The following is a 23,960-nucleotide window of genomic DNA, read 5'->3' as shown; positions in this document are numbered from 1 at the left end:
CACGACGATGAGCGCGGTTCAGCACTTCCTGCAGCACCTGCAGGTGGAACGGCGGATGTCGGCGCACACGCTCGATGCCTACCGCCGCGACCTGGACGCGCTGTCGGTCTGGGTGGAACCGCGCGGCGTAGCGGTGGAAGCACTGGACGCCGAAACGCTGCGCCAGTTCGTCGCCGACGAGCACCGCCGCGGGCTGTCGGCCAAGAGCCTGCAGCGCCGGCTGTCCGCCTGCCGCAGTTTCTACGCCTGGCTGCTCAAGCACGGGCGCATCGAGGTGAGCCCCGCAGCCACCCTGAAGGCGCCACGCGCACCGCGGCGCCTGCCGCAGGTGCTCGATGCCGATGAAGCCGTGCAACTGGTCGAGCTGGAGCCGGAAGGCGAACTCGGCCGTCGCGACCGCGCGCTGCTGGAACTGTTCTATTCCTCCGGCCTGCGCCTGAGCGAAGTGTGTGCGCTGACCTGGCGCGACCTGGATTTCGACAGTGGCCTGGTCAACGTGCTGGGCAAGGGCAACCGCCAGCGCCGGGTGCCGTTCGGCCGCCCCGCACGCGAAGCGCTGCTGGCCTGGCGCGCGGAAAGCGGCGGTGGCCCGGCCACGCCGGTGTTCCCCGGCCGCAACGGGCCGATCAGCCAGCGTGCGGTGCAGATCCGCATCCGCCAGCTGGCCCAGCGCCAGGGCCTGTTCAAGCACGTGCACCCGCACATGCTGCGGCACAGTTTCGCCAGCCACATCCTCGAATCGTCCGGTGACCTGCGGGGCGTGCAGGAGCTGCTCGGCCACGCCGACATCGCCACCACCCAGATCTACACCCACCTGGATTTCCAGCACCTGGCCAAGGTCTACGACGCCGCGCACCCGCGCGCCAAGCGCCGCAGCAAGGACGGGTAGCGCCGGGCCATGCCCGCCGGGCGCGATGGCCTCATGGCCTCCGCTTGATCTGCATCAGGGCAGGGCGGGGCACAGTGGCGCATCGTGGCCGCAGGCCACGAGGAACCGCCGCCATGGCAAAGCCCATTCCGCTGCATCCCAAGCATCCCGAGCGTATCTGCTGGGGCTGCGACCGCTACTGCGCGGCCGACGCGCTGGCGTGTGGCAATGGCTCCGGCCGCACCCAGCACCCCATCGAAACCCAGGGCGAGGACTGGTACCTCGCCTGGGGCATCGAACCCAATCCGGACCGGCCTTCGCATGCCAAGCGCTGAACGGCAGCCATCCGCGCAGGCTTGATCGCTCCCGGCGCTGTCCCCATGTCCCGTGAACAGCTATCGGAGGCCGCATGGACCCCAGTCAGAATCCCAATGTTTTCCACGCCACCACCATCGTCTGCGTGCGCCGCGGCGACCACGTGGCCATTGCCGGTGATGGCCAGGTCACCCTCGGCCACACGGTGATGAAGGGCAATGCGCGCAAGGTGCGCCGCCTCGGCCGCGATGGCCAGGTGCTGGCCGGCTTCGCCGGTGCCGCCGCCGATGCCTTCACCCTGTTCGAGCTGTTCGAGGCCAAGCTGGAAAAGCATGGCCAGCTGCAGCGCGCCGCCGTCGAGCTGGCCAAGGATTGGCGTACCGAACGCCGCCTGGGCAAGCTGGAAGCCCTGCTGGCGGTGGCCGACAAGGAAACCTCGCTGATCATCAGCGGCACCGGTGATGTGATCGAGCCGGAGGACGGCATCATCGCCATCGGTTCCGGTGGTTCCTATGCCCTGTCGGCGGCGCGCGCACTGATGGCGCACACCGAACTGGATGCGCGCACGATTGCCAGCGAAGCGATCGGCATCGCCGGCGACATCTGCATCTACACCAACCGCAACGTGGTGGTCGAGGAGCTGTAACGCTCCCCGATCCGCCGGGCATGGCCCGGCGCTACCGACAACGAATTCGTGAGCACATCCATGTCGAAGATCGAAGTTTCCTCCGCCACCATGACCCCGCGCGAGATCGTGCAGGAACTGGACCGGCACATCGTCGGCCAGCACGACGCCAAGCGCGCGGTGGCCATCGCCCTGCGCAACCGCTGGCGCCGCATGCAGCTGGTGCCTGAGCTGCGCAATGAAGTGATGCCGAAGAACATCCTGATGATCGGCCCGACCGGTGTCGGCAAGACCGAGATCGCGCGCCGCCTGGCCACCCTGGCCAACGCGCCGTTCGTGAAGGTCGAAGCGACCCGCTTCACTGAAGTGGGCTACGTCGGCAAGGACGTCGAGCAGATCATCCGCGACCTGGCCGATACCGCGGTCAAGCTTTACCGCGAGCAGGCCAAGGTGCGCGTGCGTACCCAGGCAGAAGAGCGCGCCGAAGACCGCATCCTCGACGCACTGCTGCCGCGCCGCAGCGGCGGCATTGGTTTCGACCCGGAAGTGGCCCGCAACGAGCCGTCGGCGCAGGACAACGAGACCCGCATCAAGTTCCGCAAGATGCTGCGCAACGGCGAGCTGGACGATCGCGAGATCGAGCTCGACCTGGCGGCCAACGTCAGCATGGACATCATGACCCCGCCGGGCATGGAGGAAATGGGCCAGCAGCTGAAGTCGATGTTCGCCAACCTCGGCGGCGGCGCCAAGGCGCACAAGCGCACGCTGACCATCAAGGCCGCGCGCCCGCTGCTGGTGGAAGAAGAGGCCGGCAAGCTGGTCAACGAGGACGATATCCGCACCGCGGCGATCGAAGCCTGCGAACAGCACGGCATCGTCTTCATCGACGAGATCGACAAGGTCGCCAAGCGTGGCGATAACGTGGGCGGTGGTGATGTGTCCCGCGAAGGCGTGCAGCGCGACTTGCTGCCGCTGGTGGAAGGCTCCAATGTGTCCACCAAGTACGGCACGATCAAGACCGACCACATCCTATTCATTGCCTCGGGCGCGTTCCACCTGGCCAAGCCCAGCGACCTGATTCCGGAACTGCAGGGTCGTTTCCCGATCCGCGTGGAGCTGGGCGCGCTGAGCAAGAACGACTTCGTGCGCATCCTGACCGAGCCGAAGGCCGCGCTGACCAAGCAGTACGAAGCGCTGCTGGCCACCGAAGGCGTCAAGGTCAGCTTCACCGCCGATGCCATCGACCGCCTGGCCGAGATCGCCTTCCAGGTGAACGAGCGCCAGGAAAACATCGGCGCCCGCCGCCTGCACACCGTGCTGGAACGCCTGCTGGATTCGCTCAGCTACGAGGCGCCGGACCGCGACGGCGAAACCCTGGCCATCGACAGCGCCTACGTCGATGCACACCTGGGTGAGCTGGTGCAGGACCCGGACCTGAGCCGCTACATCCTGTAATGCAGAAGGCCGCCGAAAGGCGGCCTTTTCGTTTGCGCGTAGGGCATCCACGCATGGCGTGGATCTACTGCCGGGCCATGCCCGGCGGCAGCCACGGCTACGGCAGCGGCTCGGGAATCGAGCCCGGCACGAACACGCCTTCCTTCACGTAGGCGGTCAGCGTCATATCCAGCGCGAGCATGCCGTCGCGCTTGAGGTCCATCAGTTCCGGTTCGACCATCGCCCCGTGCAGCACGCCCAGTACGGTGGCGTGCAGCATGCGTGCGGCGATCTTCGGGTCGGCGCCATCGCGCAGCTGGCCCAGGTCCTGCGCCCGGCGCAGGGCGCGCTCCATCCGGTCCAGCGCATCGCGGAACCCGGACTGCTGCAGCTCGGCCAGCGCCCGGCTTTCCGAGGAGGCATCGCTGCGCAGCATGATTTCCATGGTCTTGCGCAGGCGCTCGTCTTCGGACAGTTCGATGAACGAGTAGATCATCACCGCGCGCAGGTCGTGGATCGGCGTCCGCCGTTCGTCGCTGGAGGTGCGCTCCAGTTCCTGCATGAAGGGCAGGTGCACCCGCTGGATGATCGCGGCCAGCACCTCGGTCTTGTTCTTGAAGTGCCAGTAGACCGCGCCACGGGTATAGCCGGCGCGGGCGCCGATCATCTCCAGCGTGGTCCGGGCCACGCCGTGTTCATGGAAGCAGGCCTCGGCCGCATCAAGGATGCCTACGCGGGTTGCCTCGGTGTCTTCTTTGGTCTTGCGCGCCATGGGTCGGAGAGTGGGTACCAGTGCCGGTGAAACCTGGCTGAATTGTACCGCTTTACAAACAAACAAGCATGTATGTATATTTCGCCCCCATGCTCCCCGTCGTGTATGCGCGCCTGCTGATGCCTGCGCCATGCGCGGGGATGCCTGCCCGCTGCGACAACCGCGCCCCCGGACCGGGATGCGGCTGCGTATCACGGCAAGCTGAGAATCTTTTCCCTTCCCCGAGCCCCAGCCCCATGCCCCTGACCCGAATCCGCCCCTTCCTGCTGTCGCTGGCCATCGCCGCGACCGTGGCCGCCTGCGGTGGCCAACCCGAACAGCCCGAGCAGGGCCCCGGCCAGGTGACCGTGGTCACCCTGAAGTCGGAAAGCGTGGGCCTGACCCGCGAACTGCCGGGCCGCACCAATGCCTTCCTGGTGGCCGAAGTCCGCCCGCAGGTCAGTGGCATCGTCGCCAAGCGCCTGTTCACTGAAGGCGGCCTGGTGAAGGAAGGGCAGCCGCTGTACCAGATCGAAGACGCCAGCTACCGCGCCCAGGCCAACAGCGCCCGCGCCCAGCTGGCCCGTGCCGAGGCCACCGCCAATGCCGCGCGCCTGAGCGCCAAGCGCATCACCGAGCTGGCCAAGGTCGATGCGGTCAGCCAGCAGGACCTGGAAAACGCCGTCGCCACGCAGAAGCAGGCCGAGGCCGACGTCGGTGCCGCCAAGGCCGCGCTGGACGCGGCCAACGTCACCCTTGGCTATGCCCGCATCACCGCGCCGATCAGCGGCCGCATCGGCAAGTCCAGCGTCACCCAGGGCGCGCTGGTCAGTGTCGGCCAGGCCGACGCGCTGGCCACCGTGCAGCAGCTCACCCCGATCTACGTCGACCTGACCCAGTCCTCGGCCGAGCTGCTGCAGCTGCGCCGCGAACTGGCCGCCGGCCGCCTGCAGGACAACCAGACCCTGCCGGTCACCATCCTGCTGGAAGACGGCAGCGAGTTCCCGCACAAGGGCGCGCTGGAGTTCTCCGAAGTGAGCGTCGACCCGACCACCGGCAGCTACGCGCTGCGGGTGAAGGTGGACAACCCCGAGGGCCTGCTGATGCCGGGCATGTACGTGCGCGCGGTGATCGGCGGCGGCGTGCGCGCCGATGCCGTGCTGGTGCCGATGCAGGGCATCGCCCGCGATGCCAAGGGCGATACCAGCGCCATGGTGGTCGGCAAGGACAACAAGGTCGAAGTGCGCCCGGTGAAGGTCAGCCGCGCGCTGGCCGACAAGTGGCTGGTCGAGGACGGCCTGCAGCCGGGTGACAAGGTCATCGTCGAAGGCCTGCAGAAGATCGGCCCCGGCATGCCGGTGCAGGCCACCGAGAAGGGCGCCGCCCCGGCACAGCCGGACGCCGCCCCGCAGCCTGCCGCCCAGCCGGCCGGCGAAGCGAAGTAAGCGGAGAATTCCATGGCACGTTTTTTCATTGATCGACCCATCTTCGCGTGGGTGATCGCCATCATCATCATGCTGGCCGGTGCGCTGGCGGTGATGAAGCTGCCGGTGTCGATGTATCCCGAGGTCGCCCCGCCGGCCGTCGAGATCAGCGCCACCTACCCGGGTGCATCGGCCAAGGTGGTCGAGGACTCGGTGACGCAGATCATCGAGCAGAACATGAAGGGCCTGGACGGCCTGATCTACTTCTCCTCCAACAGCTCGGCCAACGGCCAGGCCACCATCACCCTCACCTTCGAAGCCGGCACCAACCCGGACATCGCCCAGGTGCAGGTGCAGAACAAGCTGCAGCTGGCCATGCCACTGCTGCCGCAGGAAGTGCAGCGGCAGGGCATCAACGTGGCCAAGTCCAGCAGCGGCTTCCTGCAGGTGCTCGGCTTCGTGTCCAACGATGGCAGCATGGATGCCAACGACATCGCCGACTACGTGGGCTCCAATGTCGTCGACACGCTCAGCCGCGTGCCGGGCGTGGGCAACATCCAGGTGTTCGGTGGCAAGTACGCCATGCGCATCTGGCTGGACCCGAACAAGCTGCACACCTACAAGCTGTCGGTCGATGAAGTGACCGCAGCGATCACTGCACAGAACGCACAGGTGGCCATCGGCCAGCTGGGCGGCGCGCCGTCGGTGAAGGGCCAGCAGCTCAACGCCACCATCAACGCGCAGGACCGCCTGCAGACCCCGGAACAGTTCCGCAACATCCTGGTGCGTGGCGGCACCGATGGCAGCGAACTGCGCCTGGGCGACGTCGCCCGTGTCGAACTGGGTGCGGAAAGCTACGACTTCGTCACCCGCTACAACGGCAAGCCGTCCACCGGTATCGCCATCACCCTGGCCACCGGCGCCAACGCGCTGGCCACCGCTGAGGGCGTGCGCACCGCGCTGGACGAAATGAAGGCCAGCTTCCCCGCCGGCCTTGAAACCGTCGTGCCGTACGACACCACCCCGTTCGTGCAGGTCTCGATCAAGGGCGTCATCAAGACCCTGATCGAAGCGATCGTGCTGGTGTTCGTGGTGATGTACCTGTTCCTGCAGAACTTCCGCGCCACCCTCATCCCGACCATCGCCGTGCCGGTGGTGCTGCTGGGCACCTTCGGCGTGCTGGCCATGCTCGGCTTCTCGGTCAACATGCTGACCATGTTCGCCATGGTGCTGGCGATCGGCCTGCTGGTGGACGATGCCATCGTGGTGGTGGAGAACGTCGAGCGCATCATGTCCGAAGAGGGCCTGTCGCCGCTGGAAGCCACCCGCAAGTCGATGGGCCAGATCACCGGCGCGCTGGTGGGCATCGGCCTGGTGCTGTCGGCGGTGTTCGTGCCGATGGCCTTCATGAGCGGCTCCACCGGCATCATCTACCGCCAGTTCTCGGCCACGATCGTCTCGGCCATGGCGCTGTCGGTGCTGGTGGCCATCGTGCTGACCCCGGCGCTGTGCGCGACCATGCTCAAGCCGCTGAAGAAGGGCGAGCACCATGTCGCCCACAGCGGCCTGCTGGGCCGTTTCTTCAACGGCTTCAACCGCGGCTTCGACCGTTCCAGCGAAACCTACCAGCGCGGCGTGAAGGGCATCATCCATCGCCCGTGGCGCTTCATGGGCATCTTCGTGGCCCTGGCCGTGGTGATGGGCGTGCTGTTCGCGCGCCTGCCCAGCTCGTTCCTGCCCAATGAAGACCAGGGCATCATGATGGCGCTGGTGCAGACCCCGGTCGGCGCCACCCAGGAACGCACCCTGGAAGCGATGGCCAAGCTGGAAGACCACTTCCTGAAGAACGAAGCCGATGCGGTCGAGTCCATCTTCGCCGTGCAGGGCTTCAGCTTCGCCGGCATGGGCCAGAACGCGGGCATGGCCTTCGTCAAGCTGAAGGACTGGAAGGAGCGCGACGCCGACCACAGCGTGGGTGCGATCACCGGGCGTGCAATGGGCGCGCTGGGCCAGATCAAGGACGCCTTCATCTTCGCCTTCCCGCCGCCGGCCATGCCGGAGCTGGGCATCGGTTCGGGTTACACGTTCTTCCTGAAGGACACCAGCGGCAAGGGCCACGACGCCCTGCTGGCCGCGCGCAACCAGCTGCTGGGTGCGGCGGGCCAGAGCAAGCTGCTGGCCAACGTGCGCCCCAACGGCCAGGAAGACACGCCGCAGCTGCGCATCGACGTGGACGTGGAAAAGGCCAACGCCCTGGGCTTGTCGGTCAGCTCGATCAACAACACCCTGGCCGCGGCGTGGGGCAGCAGCTACATCGATGACTTCATCGACCGTGGCCGCGTCAAGCGCGTGTACGTGATGGCCGATGCACCGTTCCGCATGAACCCGGACGACTTCAACGTCTGGTCGGTGAAGAACGGGCAGGGCGAGATGGTGCCGTTCAGTGCCTTCGCGTCCAAGCGCTGGGACTACGGTTCGCCGCGCCTGGAACGCTACAACGGCGTGTCGGCGATGGAGATCCAGGGCGAGCCTGCCGCGGGCGTGGCCTCGGGTGATGCCATGGCCGAGATCGAGCGCATCGCCAAGGACCTGCCGACCGGCTTCGAGATCGAGTGGACCGCGCTGTCCTACCAGGAACGCCAGGCCGGTTCGCAGACGCCGCTGCTGTACACGCTGTCGCTGCTGATCGTGTTCCTGTGCCTTGCCGCACTGTATGAAAGCTGGAGCGTGCCGACCTCGGTGCTGCTGGTGGCGCCGCTGGGCATCCTTGGCGCGGTGCTGGCCAACACCTTCCGCGGCATGGAGCGCGACATCTACTTCCAGGTGGCGATGCTGACCACGGTGGGCCTGACCAGCAAGAACGCGATCCTGATCGTGGAATTTGCCAAGGAAAACCTGGAGAAGGGCGCGGGCCTGATCGAAGCGACGATGCATGCGGTGCGCGACCGCCTGCGCCCGATCATCATGACCTCGCTGGCGTTCGGCCTGGGCGTGCTGCCGCTGGCCATCGCCTCCGGTGCAGGTTCCGGTGCGCAGCGTGCCATCGGTACCGGCGTGCTGGGCGGCATGCTGGTGGGCACCGTGATGGGTGTGTTCTTCATCCCGCTGTTCTTCGTGGTGGTGCAGCGCGTGTTCAACCGCAACAAGGGCAACGGGGGTGGCACGCCGCCGGCCCCGCGCGATGACGCTGCCCATGGAGGTTCCCATGAATAAGACCCCCTTGCTGCTGGCGCTCGTCGCCAGCCTGGGCCTGGCCGGCTGTTCGACCCTGGAGCCGAAGGACACCGCCGTTGCTCCGGGCATTCCGGCGCAGTGGCCGGCCGAGGCGAGCCAGGGCGAGGTCACCGATGTTGCTGCACTGGGCTGGCGTGACTTCTTCGCCGATGAGCGCCTGCAGCAGGTGATCGGCCAGGCGCTGGACAACAACCGCGACCTGCGCGTGGCCGTGCTGAACGTGGAAAAGGCACGCGGCCAGTACCGCGTGCAGCGCGCCGACCGCGTGCCCGGCCTGGCCGCCACCGGCCAGATGGAACGGCAGGGCACCAATGCGGGCGTCACCGAGCAGTTCACCGCCGGCGTGGGCGTGGCCGACTTCGAACTGGATCTGTTCGGCCGCGTGCGCAACCTCAGCGAATCTGCGTTGCAGCAGTACTTCGCCGTGGCCGCCAACCGCCGCAACGCGCAGCTGAGCCTGGTGGCCGAGACCGCCACCGCCTGGCTGACCTACGGTGCCGATGCGCAGCAGCTGAGGATTTCCGAGGCTACGCTGAAGACCTACGAGGATTCGCTGCGCCTGGCCGAGGCCCGCCATGAACGCGGCGGCAGTTCCGGTCTGGAACTGAGCCAGACCCGCACGCTGGTGGAAACCGCGCGTACCGATGCCGCCCGCCTGCGCGGGCAGCTGGCCCAGGACCGCAACGCGCTGGCGCTGCTGGCCGGTGGCCAGGTCGATGCGGACCTGCTGCCGGACAGCATCGAACCGCAGCTGCTGGCCCTGGCCCCGCCGCCGGCGGGCCTGCCCAGCGACGTGCTGCTGCAGCGCCCGGACATCATGGCCGCCGAACACCAGCTGCTGGCGGCCAACGCCAACATCGGTGCCGCGCGCGCTGCGTTCTTCCCCAGCATCACCCTGACCGGCAGCATCGGCAGTGGCTCGGGCGAACTGTCCAACCTGTTCGACAGCGGCACCCGCGTGTGGAGTTTCCTGCCGAAGATCACCCTGCCGATCTTCCAGGGCGGCAAGCTGCGCGCGAACCTGTCGGTGGCCAATGCGGACCGCGATATCGCCCTGGCGCAGTACGAGAAGGCGATCCAGAGCGGTTTCCGCGAAACCTCCGACGCGCTGGCACTGAATGTCAGCCTGGACGAGCAGGTGAGCGCGCAGCAGCGCCTGGTGGATGCGGCCGAAACGGCCAACCGCCTGTCGCAGGCACGCTATGACGCCGGCCTGGACAGCTTCGTGACCCTGCTGGACGCACGTCGTACCGCCTACAGCGCGCAGCAGACCCGCCTGCAGACGGAGCTGGCCCAGCAGACCAACCGCATCACCCTGTACAAGGTACTGGGCGGCGGCTGGCACGAGCGCGGTTGAGGTAAAGGGAATGCCGGCCAGCGGCCGGCACTACCGGTAGTGCCGGCCGCTGGCCGGCATTTCCGTATCAGGTCGCGTCAAACCGCCTCGTCATCGCGCGGGGGCGCGCGGCAGGAGCGCACCCGGGCCAGCGCGTCGCCGGCCTCGCGGGCCATGCGCTCGTACTCGGCGCGGATCTCCTCCAGCCGTTCTTCGTCCATTTCCTCAAGGTCCAGCAGCTCGTTGTTGGCGTCGGCCGTGGCGCGGATCAGCTCGTCCAGCTTGATCTGCATCGCCGCGGTGTCCGAATTCTGCGTGTGCTGGATCAGGAACACCATCAGGAAGGTGATGATGGTGGTGCCGGTGTTGATCACCAGCTGCCAGGTATCGTTGAAGCCGAACACGGGGCCGCTGATGCCCCAGATCACCACGATCGCCACCGCTGCCAGGAAGGTCCACGGCGAGCCGGTGGCGGCCGCGGCCTTCTTGGCGATCGTATTGAACAGGTTTCTTGCTTTCATCGTCGTCGTTCCACCCAGGTGACGAGGATGATCGGCAGCGGCCCGTGCACGGGCCGTGCAGCCGCGATGGGGCTCAGGCGCGCAGGCGCGGGGCGTCCTGCAGGCGCACGCGGCTGGTCTGGTAGACGTGCTGCCAGCAGCGGTCGACGAATTCGCGGGCCTGCGCCTCGCTCAGGCGCGGCATGATCTGCAGGGCGTACTGGGTCTGGAACGTTTCGTCGCGCTCGGCGTTGCTGGCGCGCGGCTGGGTGATCAGCGAATCGCAGGCGAACTTGATCCACGGCACGTAGGAGCCGAACGAGTTGTGCGGCAGGGCACCGTCGGCATGCTGCCGGCGCCAGTGATCGAGCTCAGCATCAACGTCGATGACCGGTGGGATGGCGGGGACTTCAGCGTGCATGGCATTCCAATTCGGTTGGGGTGGCAGGGAGTGGGGGTTCATCGCAGTGTGGCGCAGGTGCCGGTGCATGCAGTGTCAGCGCGGCGTGCAGCCGGTGTTGCCATCGATCAGCTGCGCGTGTTCAACGGCACCCAGGTCTTCGGCCATGTCGGCCATCGCGTTGCACAGGCGCACGTGGTCGCGCGGATGATCGCGGGTGATTTCCTGCTGCATGTCCTGGAATGCGGCCCAGAACGGCGCACCACGCCGATGCAGCGCGAACTGCTGCGTCAATCGGTCGCGGATGCCGGCGAGGGCGGGGTCGGGCAAGGGGCGTACGGCGTGCGCGCTCATGGGCTTGCTCCCCCGGGACAGGAAGGCCCCGGTGATTCCACCGTAGGCGCGCCGTGCGAAGGCGGTGTTAGCAGCGCGTGTGTGGTTTATCCAGCTGACTGTGCGCCAGCGCACATCGGCCTGTGCAGAGGCAGCCGGCACAAGGCTGTGCCGGCTCTGAAGCGTTCATGTAGCTGTGCGTGGAACGGAAATGCGGCGCTTATTCGCCGATGTCTTCGTTCCAGATTTCCGGATACTGCGCAATGAAGCCGCCCAGCAGGTCGACGCATTCCTGGCTGTCCAGGTCGATCACGTTGACGCCGTTCCCGCGCAGCCAGTCGATGCCGCCCTGGAAGGTGCGCGATTCACCCACCACCACGGTGCCGATGTTGAACTGGCGCACCAGGCCCGAGCAGTACCAGCACGGGGCCAGGGTGGTGACCATGATGGTGTCCTGGTAGCGGCGCTGGCGGCCGGCCTTGCGGAAGGCATCGGTTTCGCCGTGCACGGACGGATCGCCTTCCTGCACGCGGCGGTTGTGGCCGCAGCCGAGCAGGCGGCCATCGTTGTGGTACAGCGCCGCGCCGATCGGCACGCCGCCCTCGGCCAGGCCCTGTCGGGCTTCGGCGATGGCGGTCTGCAGCAGGGCCTGGTAGTCGGGCGTGGTGATCATGCGGGGCTCCGGTGGGTCATGGGCCGCCATGATAAGGCCCGGTTACCCCGCAGCGGCCCCGGCGGTGCGATAATCAGCGCATGAGCGAATCCCCCTACAAATCCGGTACCACCCATTTTGGGTTCCGCGACGTGGCCGCCAAGGACAAGCAGAAGCTTGTCGGCGAGGTGTTCACCTCGGTCGCGCGCAGCTACGACCTGATGAACGACCTGATGAGCCTCGGCGTGCACCGGGCCTGGAAGCGCTATTACGTGGCCACCGCGCAGGTGAAGCCGGGTGACCGCGTGCTCGACCTGGCCGGCGGCACTGGCGATATCGCCGCCCTGCTGAAGGAGCGCGTGGGCGCCGAGGGGTCGGTGGTGCTGGGCGACATCAATGCCGGCATGCTGTCGGTCGGCCGTGACCGCCTGACCAACCGCGGCCTGGTGCTCGGCCTGGACTACGTGCAGTGCAATGCCGAAGCCCTGCCGTTCCCGGACAACAGTTTCGACCTGGTGACCATCGCCTTCGGCCTGCGCAACGTGACCGACAAGGACGCCGGCCTGCGCGAGATGTACCGCGTGCTGAAGGTGGGCGGCCAGGCCCGCGTGCTGGAGTTCTCCGAAGTCACCGCCGACTGGTTCAAGCCGATCTACGACTTCCACTCGTTCAGGATCCTGCCGAAGCTGGGCAAGCTGTTCGCCAACGATTCGGACAGCTACCAGTACCTGGCCGAGAGCATCCGCAAGCACCCGCCGCAGGAAGAATTGAAGGCGATGATGGGGCAGGCCGGCTTCGAGCGCTGCCACTACAAGAACCTGACCGGCGGCATCGTCTCGATCCACTCCGGCTACAAGCTGTAATTCCTGCTCTGGTAGGTGCCAACCTTGGTTGGCACGCGCCCGCACCGGGCGCTGACACATCCGTGCCAACCAAGGTTGGCACCTACCAGAAACCCGGCGCCGCAGGCGCAGGGCCGGCCCCCGGCCGGCCTTACCCCGCATCGCGCAACGCGTCCGGGGCGGGGGCGAGGTACCATTGGGGTTTGATCCCCGTAACGGTCCCGATTCATGCGTAATCCGCTGATGCTCCTTCCGCTGGCCGTGGCCCTGGCCGCCGGCTGCTCCCAGGAGGCGGCCGCGCCCGCCGCCGCCCCGACTGCCGAAAAGGCTCCCGCCGCCCCCGTGAACGCCGAGAACCGCAGCCACGACGAAAGCTCGTACGCCGAGCCGGACAAGGTCGTCATCAAGGACATCGCGCTGGATCTGAAGCTGGACTTCGACCAGAAGCAGATCGGCGGCACCGCCACCTACACCCTGGAATGGAAGCAGAAGGACGCCCAGCAGCTGGTGCTCGACACCCGCGAGCTGAACGTGTCCAAGGTCGAGGCCATCGCCGCCGACGGCGCGCGCAGCCCGCTGAAGTTCGAACTGGCGCCGGTTGACAAGGTCTTCGGCAGCAAGCTGACCATCGAAGCGCCGGAACAGCCGGCCAAGGTGGAAGTGAGCTACCACACCGCACCGACCGCCTCGGGCCTGCAGTGGCTGGAGCCGTCGATGACCGAGGGCAAGAAGCTGCCCTTCATGTTCAGCCAGTCGCAGGCCATCCACGCCCGTTCGTGGGTGCCGCTGCAGGACACCCCGAGCGTGCGTTTCACCTACAGCGCGCACGTGACCTCGCGCCCGGACGTGATGGTGCTGATGAGCGCCGACAACGACCCGAAGGCCGCGCGTGATGGTGATTACACCTTCAAGATGCCGCAGCCGATCCCGTCCTACCTGCTGGCCATCGCCGCCGGTGACCTGGTGTTCGAGCCGATTTCCGGCCGCTCCGGCGTCTGGGCCGAGCCGACCATGGTCAACAAGGCCGCCAAGGAATTCGAAGACACCGAGAAGATGATCGGTGCCGCCGAGAAGCTGTACGGCGAATACCGCTGGGGCCGCTACGACATGCTGGTGCTGCCGCCGTCGTTCCCGTTCGGTGGCATGGAAAACCCGCGCCTGACCTTCGCCACCCCGACCGTGATCGTCGGCGACAAGTCGCTGGTCTCGCTGGTCGCCCACGAACTGGCGCACAGCTGGTCGGGCAACCTGGTGACCAACGCCAGCTGGAAGGACATCTGGCTCAATGAAGGCTTCACCACCTACGTCCAGGGCCGCATCACCGAAGCCCTGTACGGCAAGGAGATGGCCGAGATGGAGAAGCAGATCGACCAGACCGACCTGCTGGCCGAAGTGAAGGATATGAGCCCGGCCGACCAAGCCCTGGCCCTGCCGCCGCTGAACGAGCGTGACCCCGACGAAGCCCTGAGCCAGGTCGCCTACGTCAAGGGTTCGTGGTTCCTGGAGTTCCTGGAACAGCGCTTCGGTCGCGAAACCTTCGACCCGTTCCTGCGTGGCTGGTTCGATGACCATGCCTTCCAGAGCGCCAACACCGACCAGTTCGTCGAGTACCTGAAGAAGAACCTGCTGCCGAAGAACCCCTCGGCGGTGAGCGAGGCCGAGCTGAAGGCATGGCTGGACGAGCCGGGCATCCCCTCGTTCGCCACCAAGGCACAGTCGCGCAACTTCAGCAGCGTCGACGCCGCGCGCATCGCGTTCTCCGGCGCCGGCAGCCTGCCGGGCAGCCAGGTCACCGCCGAGTGGGGCACCCAGGAATGGGTCCGCTTCATCGACGGCCTGGGCGCCACCCTGCCGCTGGACAAGCTGGCCACGCTGGATAAGGCCTACCACTTCACTGGCACCGCCAATGGTGAAATCGCCATGCGCTGGTACCCGCTGGCGATCCGCAGCGGCTACGAGCAGGCCAATGACGCCGCCGCGGCGTTCATCGAGCGCGTCGGCCGCCGCAAGCTGATCATGCCGATCTACGCCGAACTGGTGAAGACCCCGAAGGGTCTGGAGCTGGCCAAGGCGGCCTTCGAGAAGGCCAAGCCGGGCTACCACCCGATCACCACCGCCTCGGTCCAGGATCTGCTGGCCAAGGCTGAAGCCAAGTAACGGGTAGTGCCGGCCGCTGGCCGGCAACCAGGCACTGCGTCACCGGCAACGGCGGGGAAACCCGCCGTTGCTGTATCCGCCATCCGCCGCCGATAGAATCGGGGGGCACCCGCAAAGGACTTCCGCATGAAACGACTGATCCTGATCACCGCCTGTGCCCTGGCCCTGGCCGCCTGCAGCAACCCCGAGGAGGAGCGCAAGGCGCAGGAAGCCGCCGCTGCCGCCGCCCAGGCGCAGAAGGAAGCCAAGGCTGAAGACGTGGCCAAGCAGTACGACACGGCCGTGGCCGCGCAGGACTGGGAGCGTGCGCGCATCCACGGCGGCTCGCTGCTGGACCAGTACAAGGACACCGAGGCGGCCGAGCGCATCGCCGCCGGCTTCGACGAAGTGAAGGCCAAGGCCGATGCCGCGCGCGACCTGCGCCGGCTGCAGGCGCTGTGGCAGTACAACGAGATTCCGGTCGGCACGAAGGGCAAGCAGGTCTCGGCCACCATCTACAGCAAGGAACGGGTGGACGTGGATGGCAGCGGCGCCAAGCCGGTGCAGCTGGTCTTCCGCGACCATCCCGAGTGGAAGCGCCACGCCTACCTGGTGCTGCAGGCCGGTGATTTCCGCTGCCCGCAGTGCACGGTGAAAGTGACCGTGGACGATGGCAAGCCGATCTCGATGGCGGCCTGGCGGCCGAAGACCGACGAGGCCATCGCCATGTTCATCACCGACCAGAAGGCGCTGTGGAAGCTGGCGCAGAAGGGCAAGTCGATCAGCATCGAGTTCCCGGTGAAGGCCGGTGGCACCCGCACGGCCGTGTTCGAGACCGGCGGCGTGGATACCAGCCGCATGCCGCAGTGGTGGAAGTGACGGCCACGGCGGTGGTGGCGCCGGCACTGTCGGCCGTGCGCCACTGGGTGTTCGACATGGATGGCACGCTGACCGTGGCCATGCATGATTTCGAGCGCATCAAGCGCGAACTGGGCATCCCGCCCAGCGCGGACATCCTCGTGCATCTGGCGGGCCTGCCGGGTGCGGAGGCGGCGCAGAAGCACGCCTGGCTGCTGGCCCACGAGCGTGGGCTGGCCGAGGACGCGCTGCCGGCCCCGGGCGCGGTCGAGCTGCTGCGCGCGCTGGCTGCGGCCGGTTGCCAGCTCGGCATCCTGACCCGCAATGACCATGCGTTGGCGAAGCTGACGCTGGAGGCGATCGGGGTAGGGGATCTGTTTGACGATGGCGGCATCATCGGCCGCGATGAGGCTGTGCCCAAGCCGTCGCCCGACGGCGTGCAGCAGCACCTGCGGCGCTGGGGCATCGGCGCCGACGCAGCGGTGATGGTGGGCGACCACGCCTACGACCTGGACTGCGGCCGCGCCGCCGGTGCGCGGACCGTGCTGGTCAACCTGCCTGAAAACCCCTGGCCGGGCCGCGCGGACTGGCATTTCGCCGATTGCCGCGCATTGCTGGCCGCCTGGCAACAGAAGGGGTAGTGCCGGCCGCTGGCCGGCAACGTCGACCGGAGGTTCCGGTAGCGCCGGGCCATGCCCGGCGGTGTGGGTAGTGCCGGCCGCTGGCCGGCAGTGTCGACCAAGGTCGACACCTACCAGAGCAGTTCCCGATCGCGCATCGAGATGCGCGGGCCGTTCGGCTTACGCGCCGAGGTAGTGCCGGCCGCTGGCCGGCAGTGTCGACCAAGGTCGACACCTACCAGAGCAGTTCCCGATCGCGCATCGAGATGCGCGGGCCGTTGGGCTTACGCGCCGAGGTAGTGCCGGCCGCTGGCCGGCAGTGTCGACAGGAGGTTCCGGTAGCGCCGGGCCATGCCCGGCGGTGTGGGTAGTGCCGGCCGCTGGCCGGCAGTGTCGACCAAGGTCGACAGCTACCAGAGCAGTTCCCGATCGCGCATCGAGATGCGCGGGCCGTTCGGCTTACGCGCCCAGCGCGTAACCGAACTGCTGCTTGAACTGGTCGTGGAACTCTTCGAAGGTGAAGCGCTGGTTCTGCGTGCCCGGGTGTTCGACCTTCAGCGCGCCCATCAGGTTGGCCATGCGGCCGATGGTCAGCCAGTCATAGCCCTTCTCGATGCCGTAGATCAGGCCGGCGCGGAAAGCGTCGCCACAGCCGGTCGGGTCGACCACGCGGCGCTCGTGCGCCGGCGGGATGTCGTAGCTCTTTTCCGGGGTGTGGATGACCGCGCCCTTCGGGCCACGGGTGGTGATGTAGGCCTTCACCCGGCTCACGATCTGCTTCTCGTCCCAGCCGGTGCGTTCCTGCAGCAGGTTGGACTCGTAGTCGTTGACCACCACGTAGTCGGCCTGCTCGATGAAATCGCGCAGCTCCGGGCCGTTGAACAGCGGCAGCGCCTGGCCCGGGTCGAAGATGAAGGGAATGCCGCATTCCAGGAACTCGGCCGCATTCTGGATCATGCCGTCACGGCCGTCCGGCGCAACGATGCCGAAAGTGACGCCCGGCACGTCCTTCACGTGGTTCTCGTGCGAACGCATCATCGCGCCCGGATGGAACGCGGTGATCTGGTTGTTGTCGTGGTCGGTGGTGATGAAGCACTGCGGGGTGAACATGTCTTCCAGCACGCGGACCTGGCTCAGGTCGATGTCCATGCGCTCGAAGTGCTCGCGGTACGGTGCGAAATCCTGGCCGACGGTGCCCATCGGGATCGGGCTGCCGCCCAGCAGCTTCAGGTTGTAGGCGATGTTGCCGGCGCAGCCGCCCAGTTCGCGGCGCATGCGCGGGACCAGGAAGGACACGTTCAGGATGTGCACCTTGTCCGGCAGGATGTGATTCTTGAACTGGTCCGGGAACACCATGATGGTGTCGAAGGCAAGAGAACCACAGATCAGAGCGGACATCGATGTAAGCCTATGCGGTGAATTTGGGGGTGGCCAGCCGGCATCGGCCAGCAAGCAAATGGCGCCCTTGGGCGCCCGACGGCGCAAAGGTTACCTGCTGGTGCCGCTCAGGGCCAGAACCGGGTGATGCCCAATTGGGCGCAAAGCCAGCCAAGTCGCGGGTTCAGCTAGTTTTTTCCTTGCTCGCCGGGAAGCGGGTTGCTAGGCTTGTCGGCCTCGAATTCTGCCCATTTTTTCGCCATCCCGCGGCGGGCACGACACCCCTCAGGACTCCTTCCTCAGATGTTCAAGAAACTCCGTGGCATGTTCTCCAACGACCTGTCCATCGACCTGGGCACGGCCAACACCCTTATTTACGTGCGTGGGCAGGGGATCGTGCTGAACGAGCCGTCGGTCGTGGCCGTGCGCCAGGACCGTGCCATCGGTGGCACCCGCTCGGTGGCAGCCGTAGGCGCCGAAGCCAAGCAGATGCTGGGCCGTACCCCGGGCCACATCACCACCATCCGCCCGATGAAGGACGGCGTCATCGCCGACTTCACCTACACCGAGGCGATGCTCAAGCACTTCATCAAGAAGGTGCACAAGTCCCGCGTGCTGCGCCCGAGCCCGCGCGTGCTGGTCTGCGTGCCGGCCGGTTCGACCCAGGTCGAGCGCCGCGCCATCCGTGAATCGGCCGAGGAAGCCGGTGCCCGCGACGTGTTCCTGATCGAAGAGCCCATGGCCGCCGCGATCGGCGCCGGCATGCCGGTCACCGAGGCGCGCGGTTCGATGGTCATCGACATCGGCGGCGGCACCACCGAAGTGGCGGTGATCTCGCTGAACGGCATCGTCTATTCGGCATCGGTGCGCATCGGTGGCGACCGCTTCGACGAGTCGATCACCAACTACGTGCGCCGCAACCACGGCATGCTGATCGGTGAAGCCACCGCCGAGCGCATCAAGGTCGAGCTGGGCTGCGCCTACCCGCAGGCGGAAGTGATCGAGATGGAAATCTCCGGCCGCAACCTCGCCGAGGGCGTGCCGAAGATGATCAAGATCAGCTCCAACGAAGTGCTCGAGGCCCTGCACGAGCCGCTGTCGGGCATCGTCAGCGCGGTCAAGCTGGCCCTGGAACAGACCCCGCCGGAACTGTGCGCCGACGTCGCCGAGCGCGGCATCGTGCTGACCGGTGGTGGCGCCCTGCTGCGCGACCTGGACCGCCTGATCTCCGAGGAAACCGGCCTGCACGTGCAGGTGGCCGACGACCCGCTCACCTGCGTGGCCCGCGGTGGCGGTCGTGCGCTGGAACTGGTCGACATGCACGGCAACGAGTTCTTTGCGCCGGACTGAGGCCTGCCGCCTGGTCTTCCCTGCAGCGCCCTTCCGGGGTGTGGCCCGCTGCTGCGGGCCGGCACCGGCGGGGCGCCGCCGTGTTTCCCCTTCGCCCTCAGCTGATTGAACTGTTGCCGTGCCGCCTTACGCCGGTCCTCCCGTAGCCTCCCGATCCGGTGACGCCGCCAGTCCGTTGCGACTGCTCGCCTACCTGGCCATGGCCATCATCCTGATCGTGCTGGACGACCAGGCCGGTTGGCTGGCGCGCGTGCGCGCCCAGACCGATACGCTGGTGCAGCCGGTGTGGGCGCTGGCCGGCCTGCCCGGCAAACTCAGCAACCAGGTGCGCGACAACGCGGCCAGCCATGGCCAGCTGGTGGCCGAGACCCGTGAACTGCGCAACCAGCTGCTGCTGGCCAACGCGCGCCTGACCCGCCTGCAGACCGCCGCGCTGGACAACGCCCAGCTGCGCGAACTGCTGAACGTGGCCGAGCGCAGTGGCCTGGACGTGCAGCTGGCGCCGATCCTGGACATCGACCTGGACCCGGTGAAGCAGCGCCTGGTGCTCGATGCGGGCAGCCGCGACGGCGTACACGTGGGGCAGGCAGTGATCGATGCCGGTGGCCTGATGGGGCAGGTGATCAGCACCACCGGTGGCACGTCCACCGTGCTGCTGCTGACCGACCCGGACCATGCCGTGCCGGTGACCGTGGCCCGCAACGGCGTGCGCCTGATCGTCTACGGGCGCGGCGACACCCTGCAGCTGCGCGACATTCCGTTGAGCGCGGGCGTGGAAGTGGGCGATGAGATCGTCACCTCCGGCCTGGGCGGGCGCTTCCCGCCGGGCTTCCCGGTCGGCACGATCACCGCGCTGCGCCCCGATGACACCCATGCCTTCCTGGTGGGCGAACTGAAGCCTGCGGCCCAGCTGGACCGCGGCCGCGACGTGCTGCTGCTGCGCCCAGGTACGGCAATTCGCTTGCCTGCGGCAGGCGAATTACCTCAGCCAAGTTTGCCTTCGGCAAACCAGGCTGCCGGGGGGGTATCCCACCTTAACCCCGCGCCGTCGGCGCGCCCCCTTCAACAAGAAGGGGGCTCTCCACCCGACACCGGATCGGGCCCGGTAGTGCCGGCCGCTGGCCGGCAACCGCAACCCACCCAACCCACCCAACCCCCGCCGCAGGAGCCCGCACGATGAGCCGCCTGCGCGACAATCCCTGGGTGCTGCCGGCCAGCCTGGTCGTGGCCCTGCTGCTGGGCCTGCTGCCGCTGCCCGCGCTGCTGCAGCCGCTGCGCCCGTACTGGCTGGCCCTGGTGCTGGCCTACTGGGTCATCGAGGCGCCTGAGCGCGTCGGCCTGGGCATCGCCTTCACCAGCGGCGTCATCGCCGACCTGCTGTATGGCGGCGTGCTCGGCGAGCAGGCCATGCGGCTGGTGATGCTGGCCTTCATCCTGCAGCGCTTCCGCGCCCGCATCCGCTTCTTCCCGATGTCGCAGCAGATGCTGGCCATCGGTGGCCTGCTGTTCAATGACCGCATCGTCAGCGCGCTGGTGCACATCCTGGTGGGCGAACCGACCCTGCCGTGGTCGTACTGGTGGGCGCCGTTGCTGGGCATGGGCCTGTGGCCGCTGGTGTTCGTGCTGCTCGACGCAGTGCGCTTCGGCAAGCGCGGGCGCTGAGCCATGATCCCGCGTCGCCAGGTCAAGAACCCGCACGCCGAAGCCGAACAGTTCCGCCGCCGCGCGGCGCTGGGCTTCCTCGGCGTGCTGGTCTGCCTGCTGGGCCTGGGCGGCTGGTACTTCAAGCTGCAGGTGCTGGACCACGACATCTACGCCACGCGCTCGGAAGCCAACCGCATCAAGCCGCGGCCGGTGGTGCCGGGGCGCGGCATGATCTACGACCGCAACGGCCGCCTGCTGGCCGAGAACGTGCCGGCCTTCCGCCTGGACGTGACCCCGGACAAGGTCACGGACATGGACGCCACCCTGGAAGGGCTGGCCAAGATCATCAGCATCAGCCCCGAAGAGCTGGAAGCGTTCAACAAGTCGCGCAAGGCGCGCCGCAGGTTCCTGCCGGTCACCCTCAAGCTGCGCATGACCGATGAGGAAATGGCGCGCTTCGCGGTGGACCGCTGGCGCTTCCCGGGCGTGGAGCTGGAACCCTACCTGACCCGCCGCTACCCCTATGGCGACCTGTTCGCGCACATCATCGGCTACGTCGGGCGCGTGGATGACAAGGATCTGGAGATCCTTGGCGAAGGCAACGCGGCACTGACCCACATCGGCAAGTCCGGCCTGGAGCGCTATTACGAGCAGCAGCTGCGCGGCAAGGTCGGCTACGAGCAGGTCGAGACCAACGTGCAGGGCCGCGCCATCCGCACCGTCGGCCGGGTGGCCGCGCAGTCCGGCGCCGACCTGCGCCTGTCCATCGATGCCGACCTGCAGCGCGCGCTGGTGGCCGCCTTCGGTGACCAGGAAGGTTCGGCCGTGGCGATGGACCCGCGCACCGGCGAAGTGCTGGCGATGGTCAGCCTGCCGTCGTACGACCCCAACCTGTTCGTCAACGGCATCTCGCATGCCGATTTCAAGGCGCTGAACGACAACCCGTCGCGGCCGCAGTTCAACCGCCTGGTGCTGGGTGGCGTCGCCCCCGGTTCCACGCTGAAGCCGCTGATCGGCCTGGCCGGCCTGGATTCGGGCGTGCGCCGCCCGGAAGACAAGGTGCTGTCCACGGGCATGTTCTACCTGCCGGGCACCTCGCGCGGCTGGGGCGATTCGCACCGTGGCGGCCATGGCTGGACCGACCTGCGCAAATCCATCGCCCAGTCGGTCAACACCTATTACTACCGGCTGGCGCTGGACCTGGGCATCGAGCGTTTCGACCATTACATGGAGTACTACGGCTTCGGCCAGCCGACCGGCATCGACCTGACCGGCGAGATCGGCGGCATCCTGCCGTCGCCGGCGTACAAGCGCAAAAGCCGCAAGGAAGCCTGGTACCCCGGCGACACCGTCAACATCAGCATCGGCCAGGGCGACTGGAAGGTCACTCCGCTGCAGCTGGCACGCGGCGTCAGCGCGCTGGCCGACGGCCAGCTGCGCACGCCGCACCTGGTCATCCAGCAGCGCGAGGGGTTCGACGGCGACTGGGTGGCCTCTGCACCGGGCCCCAGCAAGCCGGTCAGCCCCAACCCGAACAACCTGCAGGCCGTGCGCGAAGGCATGATGGCCACCATGCAGCCCGGCGGCAGCGCCGCGCGCATGGCCGTGGGCGCGCCGTACACCATGGCCGGCAAGACCGGTACCGCGCAGGTGGTCAGCCGCAAGGGCACCGCCGCGGTAAACCCGAAGAGCCTGCCGATGCACCTGCGCCACCGCGCGCTGTTCGTGGGCTTCGCACCGGTTGAACAGCCGGTCATCGCCCTGGCCATCGCCGTGGAAGGCGGTGGCTACGGTGGTTCGGCCGCCGCGCCCATCGCGCGCAAGGTGTTCGATGCCTACCTGCTGGGCAAGATGCCCGAAGGCATGCAGCCGCTGGATGCCGAGCGCGGCACCACCGTCATCGGCGTGACTGCGTTCGACAACGAAGACGCCAGCGCGCGCCCGGCTGGCGATGCTGCCGCCGCGCAGCTGGGCGAGCATCCGGTCGCGGTGGGAGTTCCCACACCGGCGCCTGCTCCGGCACCCGGTGCGCCGCCGGCAGCGGCCGCCGCCTTGCCCGCCAGCCCCCGTTCGCCCCCCGCGGAGCCCGCACGATGAGTGATTTCCTGCGCTGGGCCGGCGATATGCTGCGGCGCTTTTTCAGCTCCCTGGACTGGGTGCTGTGCCTGGCCCTGGGCATGCTGATGGTGATTGGCCTGGCCACGCTGAAGAGCGCGGGCGGCGACAGCCTGGTGATGGCCCAGGGCGCGCGTTTCATTGTCGGCCTGGCGGCGCTGTGGGCCATCTCACGCGTGCCGATCCTGCGCATCCGCTCGGCGACCCCGCTCATCTACGCGATCTCGATGATCCCGCTGCTGGCCGTGTTCGTGCTGGGCACCGGCAAGTACGGCCGGCAGTGGCTGGACCTGAAGTTCTTCTACCTGCAGCCGGCCGAACTGCTGAAAGTCAGCCTGCCGATGATGGTGGCCTGGTACCTGCACCGCATGCCGCTGCCGCCGCGCTTCAACACGGTGCTGGTGGCGATGGTCATCATCGGCGTGCCGACCGGCCTGGTGATGCTGCAGCCGGACTTCGGCACCGGCGTGCTGATCGCCGCCAGTGGCGTGTTCGTGCTGCTGCTGGCCGGCCTGCCGTGGTGGTGGGTGGGGCTGGGCGTGGGCGGCGTGGCCGCGGTCGCGCCGGTGGCCTGGTTCTGGCTGCTGCGGCCGTACCAGAAGGACCGCATCATGATGTTCCTCGACCCGGAGATGGACGCGCTGGGTGCCGGCTGGAACATCATCCAGTCGAAGATCGCGATCGGGTCCGGGGGCTTCGATGGCAAGGGCTGGGGCGAAGGCTCGCAGTCGCACCTGAACTTCATTCCCGAGCAGACCACCGACTTCGCGTTCTCGGTGCTGAGCGAGGAGTTCGGCTGGATGGGCGTGGCCCTGGTGCTGACCCTGTACCTGGTGGTGATCGGGCGCTGCCTGTGGATCGCCAGCCAGTCGCGCGATTCGTATTCCCGGTTGCTGGCCGGCGCCACGGGCCTGGCGTTCTTCGTCTACGTGCTGGTGAATGGCGGGATGATTTCCGGCCTGCTGCCGGTGGTGGGCGTGCCGATGCCGCTGATCAGTTACGGCGGCACCTCGGCGGTGTCCCTGCTGGCCGGCTTCGGCCTGGTGATGGCCGTGCGCAGCCACAACCCGGTGCACGGCGGCTACGGCTGACCACGGCTCCGCCGCCTTCGTAGAGTCGAGCTTGCTCGACTGCTCTGCGCGAACA

22 protein-coding genes are annotated in these 23,960 nt (G+C 67.6%); 16 read left to right on the top strand and 6 right to left on the bottom strand.

The window, feature by feature from the left end; all coding sequences use genetic code 11:
• Positions 1-7 precede the first annotated feature (7 nt).
• The 4 genes from xerC (at position 8) to hslU (ending at position 3,263) form a co-directional block, all read left to right on the top strand.
• Positions 8-889, top strand: a complete 882-nt coding sequence (xerC, locus tag C1927_RS18170) for a tyrosine recombinase XerC (RefSeq protein WP_079223433.1) — start codon at positions 8-10, stop codon at positions 887-889.
• A 113-nt stretch (positions 890-1,002) separates the two neighbouring features.
• The gene (locus tag C1927_RS18165) at positions 1,003-1,203 is read left to right on the top strand and encodes a DUF3079 domain-containing protein (RefSeq protein ID WP_049456730.1); all 201 of its coding nucleotides are present in this window, start codon (positions 1,003-1,005) and stop codon (positions 1,201-1,203) included.
• 74 nt (positions 1,204-1,277) lie between these two features.
• Positions 1,278-1,829, top strand: coding sequence for an ATP-dependent protease subunit HslV (gene hslV / locus C1927_RS18160; protein ID WP_079223431.1), 552 nt, complete (start codon positions 1,278-1,280; stop codon positions 1,827-1,829).
• A gap of 60 nt (positions 1,830-1,889) precedes the next feature.
• Positions 1,890-3,263, top strand: a complete 1,374-nt coding sequence (gene hslU / locus C1927_RS18155; protein WP_108747398.1) for an ATP-dependent protease ATPase subunit HslU — start codon at positions 1,890-1,892, stop codon at positions 3,261-3,263.
• Between the two features lie 97 nt (positions 3,264-3,360).
• On the opposite strand, the gene C1927_RS18150 is transcribed toward hslU, so the two are convergent.
• Positions 3,361-4,014: a TetR family transcriptional regulator gene (locus C1927_RS18150; RefSeq protein WP_108747397.1), complete on the bottom strand. Its 654-nt coding sequence runs from the start codon at positions 4,012-4,014 to the stop codon at positions 3,361-3,363.
• Between the two features lie 236 nt (positions 4,015-4,250).
• Here C1927_RS18150 and smeD point away from each other — a divergent pair, with 236 nt between their 5' ends.
• The 3 genes from smeD to smeF are packed head-to-tail and all read left to right on the top strand — an operon-like array spanning position 4,251 to position 10,008.
• On the top strand, positions 4,251-5,438 hold the full coding sequence (gene smeD / locus C1927_RS18145) for a multidrug efflux RND transporter periplasmic adaptor subunit SmeD (RefSeq protein WP_108747396.1): 1,188 nt from the start codon (positions 4,251-4,253) through the stop codon (positions 5,436-5,438).
• A gap of 12 nt (positions 5,439-5,450) precedes the next feature.
• Positions 5,451-8,630 carry a multidrug efflux RND transporter permease subunit SmeE gene (gene smeE, locus C1927_RS18140; protein ID WP_079223415.1) on the top strand — a complete coding sequence of 1,060 codons (3,180 nt, stop codon included), beginning with the start codon at positions 5,451-5,453 and terminating at the stop codon, positions 8,628-8,630.
• Positions 8,611-10,008: a multidrug efflux RND transporter outer membrane subunit SmeF gene (smeF, locus tag C1927_RS18135; RefSeq protein ID WP_152027122.1), complete on the top strand. Its 1,398-nt coding sequence runs from the start codon at positions 8,611-8,613 to the stop codon at positions 10,006-10,008. The genes smeE and smeF overlap by 20 nt, the downstream gene beginning before the upstream one ends.
• A gap of 77 nt (positions 10,009-10,085) precedes the next feature.
• Here smeF and C1927_RS18130 read toward each other — a convergent pair whose 3' ends face one another.
• From C1927_RS18130 to C1927_RS18115, 4 genes are all read right to left on the bottom strand, one after another.
• Complete coding sequence (locus tag C1927_RS18130) at positions 10,086-10,508, bottom strand: low affinity iron permease family protein (RefSeq protein WP_079223411.1); 423 nt, start codon at positions 10,506-10,508, stop codon at positions 10,086-10,088.
• 73 nt (positions 10,509-10,581) lie between these two features.
• Positions 10,582-10,908 (bottom strand): hypothetical protein, encoded by a 327-nt coding sequence (locus tag C1927_RS18125; protein WP_079223409.1) that lies wholly within the window; start codon positions 10,906-10,908, stop codon positions 10,582-10,584.
• Between the two features lie 75 nt (positions 10,909-10,983).
• Positions 10,984-11,241, bottom strand: a complete 258-nt coding sequence (locus C1927_RS18120; RefSeq protein ID WP_079223408.1) for a hypothetical protein — start codon at positions 11,239-11,241, stop codon at positions 10,984-10,986.
• A gap of 199 nt (positions 11,242-11,440) precedes the next feature.
• Complete coding sequence (locus C1927_RS18115; RefSeq protein ID WP_079223407.1) at positions 11,441-11,893, bottom strand: nucleoside deaminase; 453 nt, start codon at positions 11,891-11,893, stop codon at positions 11,441-11,443.
• A gap of 80 nt (positions 11,894-11,973) precedes the next feature.
• Here C1927_RS18115 and ubiE point away from each other — a divergent pair, with 80 nt between their 5' ends.
• The 4 genes from ubiE to C1927_RS18095 all read left to right on the top strand — a co-directional run bounded on the left by ubiE (position 11,974) and on the right by C1927_RS18095 (position 16,349).
• On the top strand, positions 11,974-12,735 hold the full coding sequence (gene ubiE, locus C1927_RS18110) for a bifunctional demethylmenaquinone methyltransferase/2-methoxy-6-polyprenyl-1,4-benzoquinol methylase UbiE (protein ID WP_079223406.1): 762 nt from the start codon (positions 11,974-11,976) through the stop codon (positions 12,733-12,735).
• A gap of 207 nt (positions 12,736-12,942) precedes the next feature.
• A complete protein-coding gene (locus C1927_RS18105) occupies positions 12,943-14,871 on the top strand; it encodes a M1 family metallopeptidase (RefSeq protein ID WP_108747395.1) in 1,929 nt (642 codons plus the stop codon).
• Between the two features lie 126 nt (positions 14,872-14,997).
• The gene (locus tag C1927_RS18100) at positions 14,998-15,729 is read left to right on the top strand and encodes a hypothetical protein (protein ID WP_108747394.1); all 732 of its coding nucleotides are present in this window, start codon (positions 14,998-15,000) and stop codon (positions 15,727-15,729) included.
• Entirely contained in the window at positions 15,717-16,349 is a 633-nt protein-coding gene (locus C1927_RS18095) for an HAD family hydrolase (RefSeq protein ID WP_301553984.1), read from the top strand. The genes C1927_RS18100 and C1927_RS18095 overlap by 13 nt, the downstream gene beginning before the upstream one ends.
• Before the next feature lie 438 nt (positions 16,350-16,787).
• Here C1927_RS18095 and C1927_RS18090 read toward each other — a convergent pair whose 3' ends face one another.
• Positions 16,788-17,726, bottom strand: a complete 939-nt coding sequence (locus tag C1927_RS18090) for a carbohydrate kinase family protein (protein WP_079223403.1) — start codon at positions 17,724-17,726, stop codon at positions 16,788-16,790.
• 282 nt (positions 17,727-18,008) lie between these two features.
• Here C1927_RS18090 and C1927_RS18085 point away from each other — a divergent pair, with 282 nt between their 5' ends.
• The 5 genes from C1927_RS18085 to rodA all read left to right on the top strand — a co-directional run bounded on the left by C1927_RS18085 (position 18,009) and on the right by rodA (position 23,905).
• On the top strand, positions 18,009-19,055 hold the full coding sequence (locus C1927_RS18085; protein WP_079223402.1) for a rod shape-determining protein: 1,047 nt from the start codon (positions 18,009-18,011) through the stop codon (positions 19,053-19,055).
• A gap of 118 nt (positions 19,056-19,173) precedes the next feature.
• Positions 19,174-20,235, top strand: a complete 1,062-nt coding sequence (gene mreC / locus C1927_RS18080; RefSeq protein WP_108747393.1) for a rod shape-determining protein MreC — start codon at positions 19,174-19,176, stop codon at positions 20,233-20,235.
• Entirely contained in the window at positions 20,232-20,717 is a 486-nt protein-coding gene (gene mreD / locus C1927_RS18075) for a rod shape-determining protein MreD (protein ID WP_079223400.1), read from the top strand. Before mreC ends, mreD begins: the two co-directional genes overlap by 4 nt.
• Before the next feature lie 3 nt (positions 20,718-20,720).
• The gene (mrdA, locus tag C1927_RS18070) at positions 20,721-22,796 is read left to right on the top strand and encodes a penicillin-binding protein 2 (RefSeq protein WP_108747392.1); all 2,076 of its coding nucleotides are present in this window, start codon (positions 20,721-20,723) and stop codon (positions 22,794-22,796) included.
• Positions 22,793-23,905, top strand: coding sequence for a rod shape-determining protein RodA (rodA, locus tag C1927_RS18065; RefSeq protein WP_079223398.1), 1,113 nt, complete (start codon positions 22,793-22,795; stop codon positions 23,903-23,905). Before mrdA ends, rodA begins: the two co-directional genes overlap by 4 nt.
• Positions 23,906-23,960: the final 55 nt, after the last annotated feature.

Source organism: Stenotrophomonas sp. ZAC14D1_NAIMI4_1, assembly GCF_003086775.1.
In the GTDB taxonomy this organism is placed as follows: domain Bacteria; phylum Pseudomonadota; class Gammaproteobacteria; order Xanthomonadales; family Xanthomonadaceae; genus Stenotrophomonas.
This window is presented reverse-complemented; position numbering and strand designations above follow the sequence as displayed.

Bases quoted from the DNA above. Each gene is read 5' to 3' on its own strand.
- C1927_RS18130 (WP_079223411.1), bottom strand. From the start codon at position 10,508: ATGAAAGCAAGAAACCTGTTCAATACGATCGCCAAGAAGGCCGCGGCC.
- C1927_RS18100 (WP_108747394.1), top strand. From the start codon at position 14,998: ATGAAACGACTGATCCTGATCACCGCCTGTGCCCTGGCCCTGGCCGCC.
- xerC (WP_079223433.1), top strand. From the start codon at position 8: ATGAGCGCGGTTCAGCACTTCCTGCAGCACCTGCAGGTGGAACGGCGG.
- C1927_RS18150 (WP_108747397.1), bottom strand. From the start codon at position 4,014: ATGGCGCGCAAGACCAAAGAAGACACCGAGGCAACCCGCGTAGGCATC.
- rodA (WP_079223398.1), top strand. From the start codon at position 22,793: ATGAGTGATTTCCTGCGCTGGGCCGGCGATATGCTGCGGCGCTTTTTC.
- smeF (WP_152027122.1), top strand. From the start codon at position 8,611: ATGGAGGTTCCCATGAATAAGACCCCCTTGCTGCTGGCGCTCGTCGCC.
- mreD (WP_079223400.1), top strand. From the start codon at position 20,232: ATGAGCCGCCTGCGCGACAATCCCTGGGTGCTGCCGGCCAGCCTGGTC.
- hslU (WP_108747398.1), top strand. From the start codon at position 1,890: ATGTCGAAGATCGAAGTTTCCTCCGCCACCATGACCCCGCGCGAGATC.
- ubiE (WP_079223406.1), top strand. From the start codon at position 11,974: ATGAGCGAATCCCCCTACAAATCCGGTACCACCCATTTTGGGTTCCGC.
- smeE (WP_079223415.1), top strand. From the start codon at position 5,451: ATGGCACGTTTTTTCATTGATCGACCCATCTTCGCGTGGGTGATCGCC.
- C1927_RS18115 (WP_079223407.1), bottom strand. From the start codon at position 11,893: ATGATCACCACGCCCGACTACCAGGCCCTGCTGCAGACCGCCATCGCC.
- mrdA (WP_108747392.1), top strand. From the start codon at position 20,721: ATGATCCCGCGTCGCCAGGTCAAGAACCCGCACGCCGAAGCCGAACAG.
- smeD (WP_108747396.1), top strand. From the start codon at position 4,251: ATGCCCCTGACCCGAATCCGCCCCTTCCTGCTGTCGCTGGCCATCGCC.
- C1927_RS18105 (WP_108747395.1), top strand. From the start codon at position 12,943: ATGCGTAATCCGCTGATGCTCCTTCCGCTGGCCGTGGCCCTGGCCGCC.
- hslV (WP_079223431.1), top strand. From the start codon at position 1,278: ATGGACCCCAGTCAGAATCCCAATGTTTTCCACGCCACCACCATCGTC.
- C1927_RS18085 (WP_079223402.1), top strand. From the start codon at position 18,009: ATGTTCAAGAAACTCCGTGGCATGTTCTCCAACGACCTGTCCATCGAC.
- C1927_RS18165 (WP_049456730.1), top strand. From the start codon at position 1,003: ATGGCAAAGCCCATTCCGCTGCATCCCAAGCATCCCGAGCGTATCTGC.
- C1927_RS18120 (WP_079223408.1), bottom strand. From the start codon at position 11,241: ATGAGCGCGCACGCCGTACGCCCCTTGCCCGACCCCGCCCTCGCCGGC.
- C1927_RS18090 (WP_079223403.1), bottom strand. From the start codon at position 17,726: ATGTCCGCTCTGATCTGTGGTTCTCTTGCCTTCGACACCATCATGGTG.
- C1927_RS18125 (WP_079223409.1), bottom strand. From the start codon at position 10,908: ATGCACGCTGAAGTCCCCGCCATCCCACCGGTCATCGACGTTGATGCT.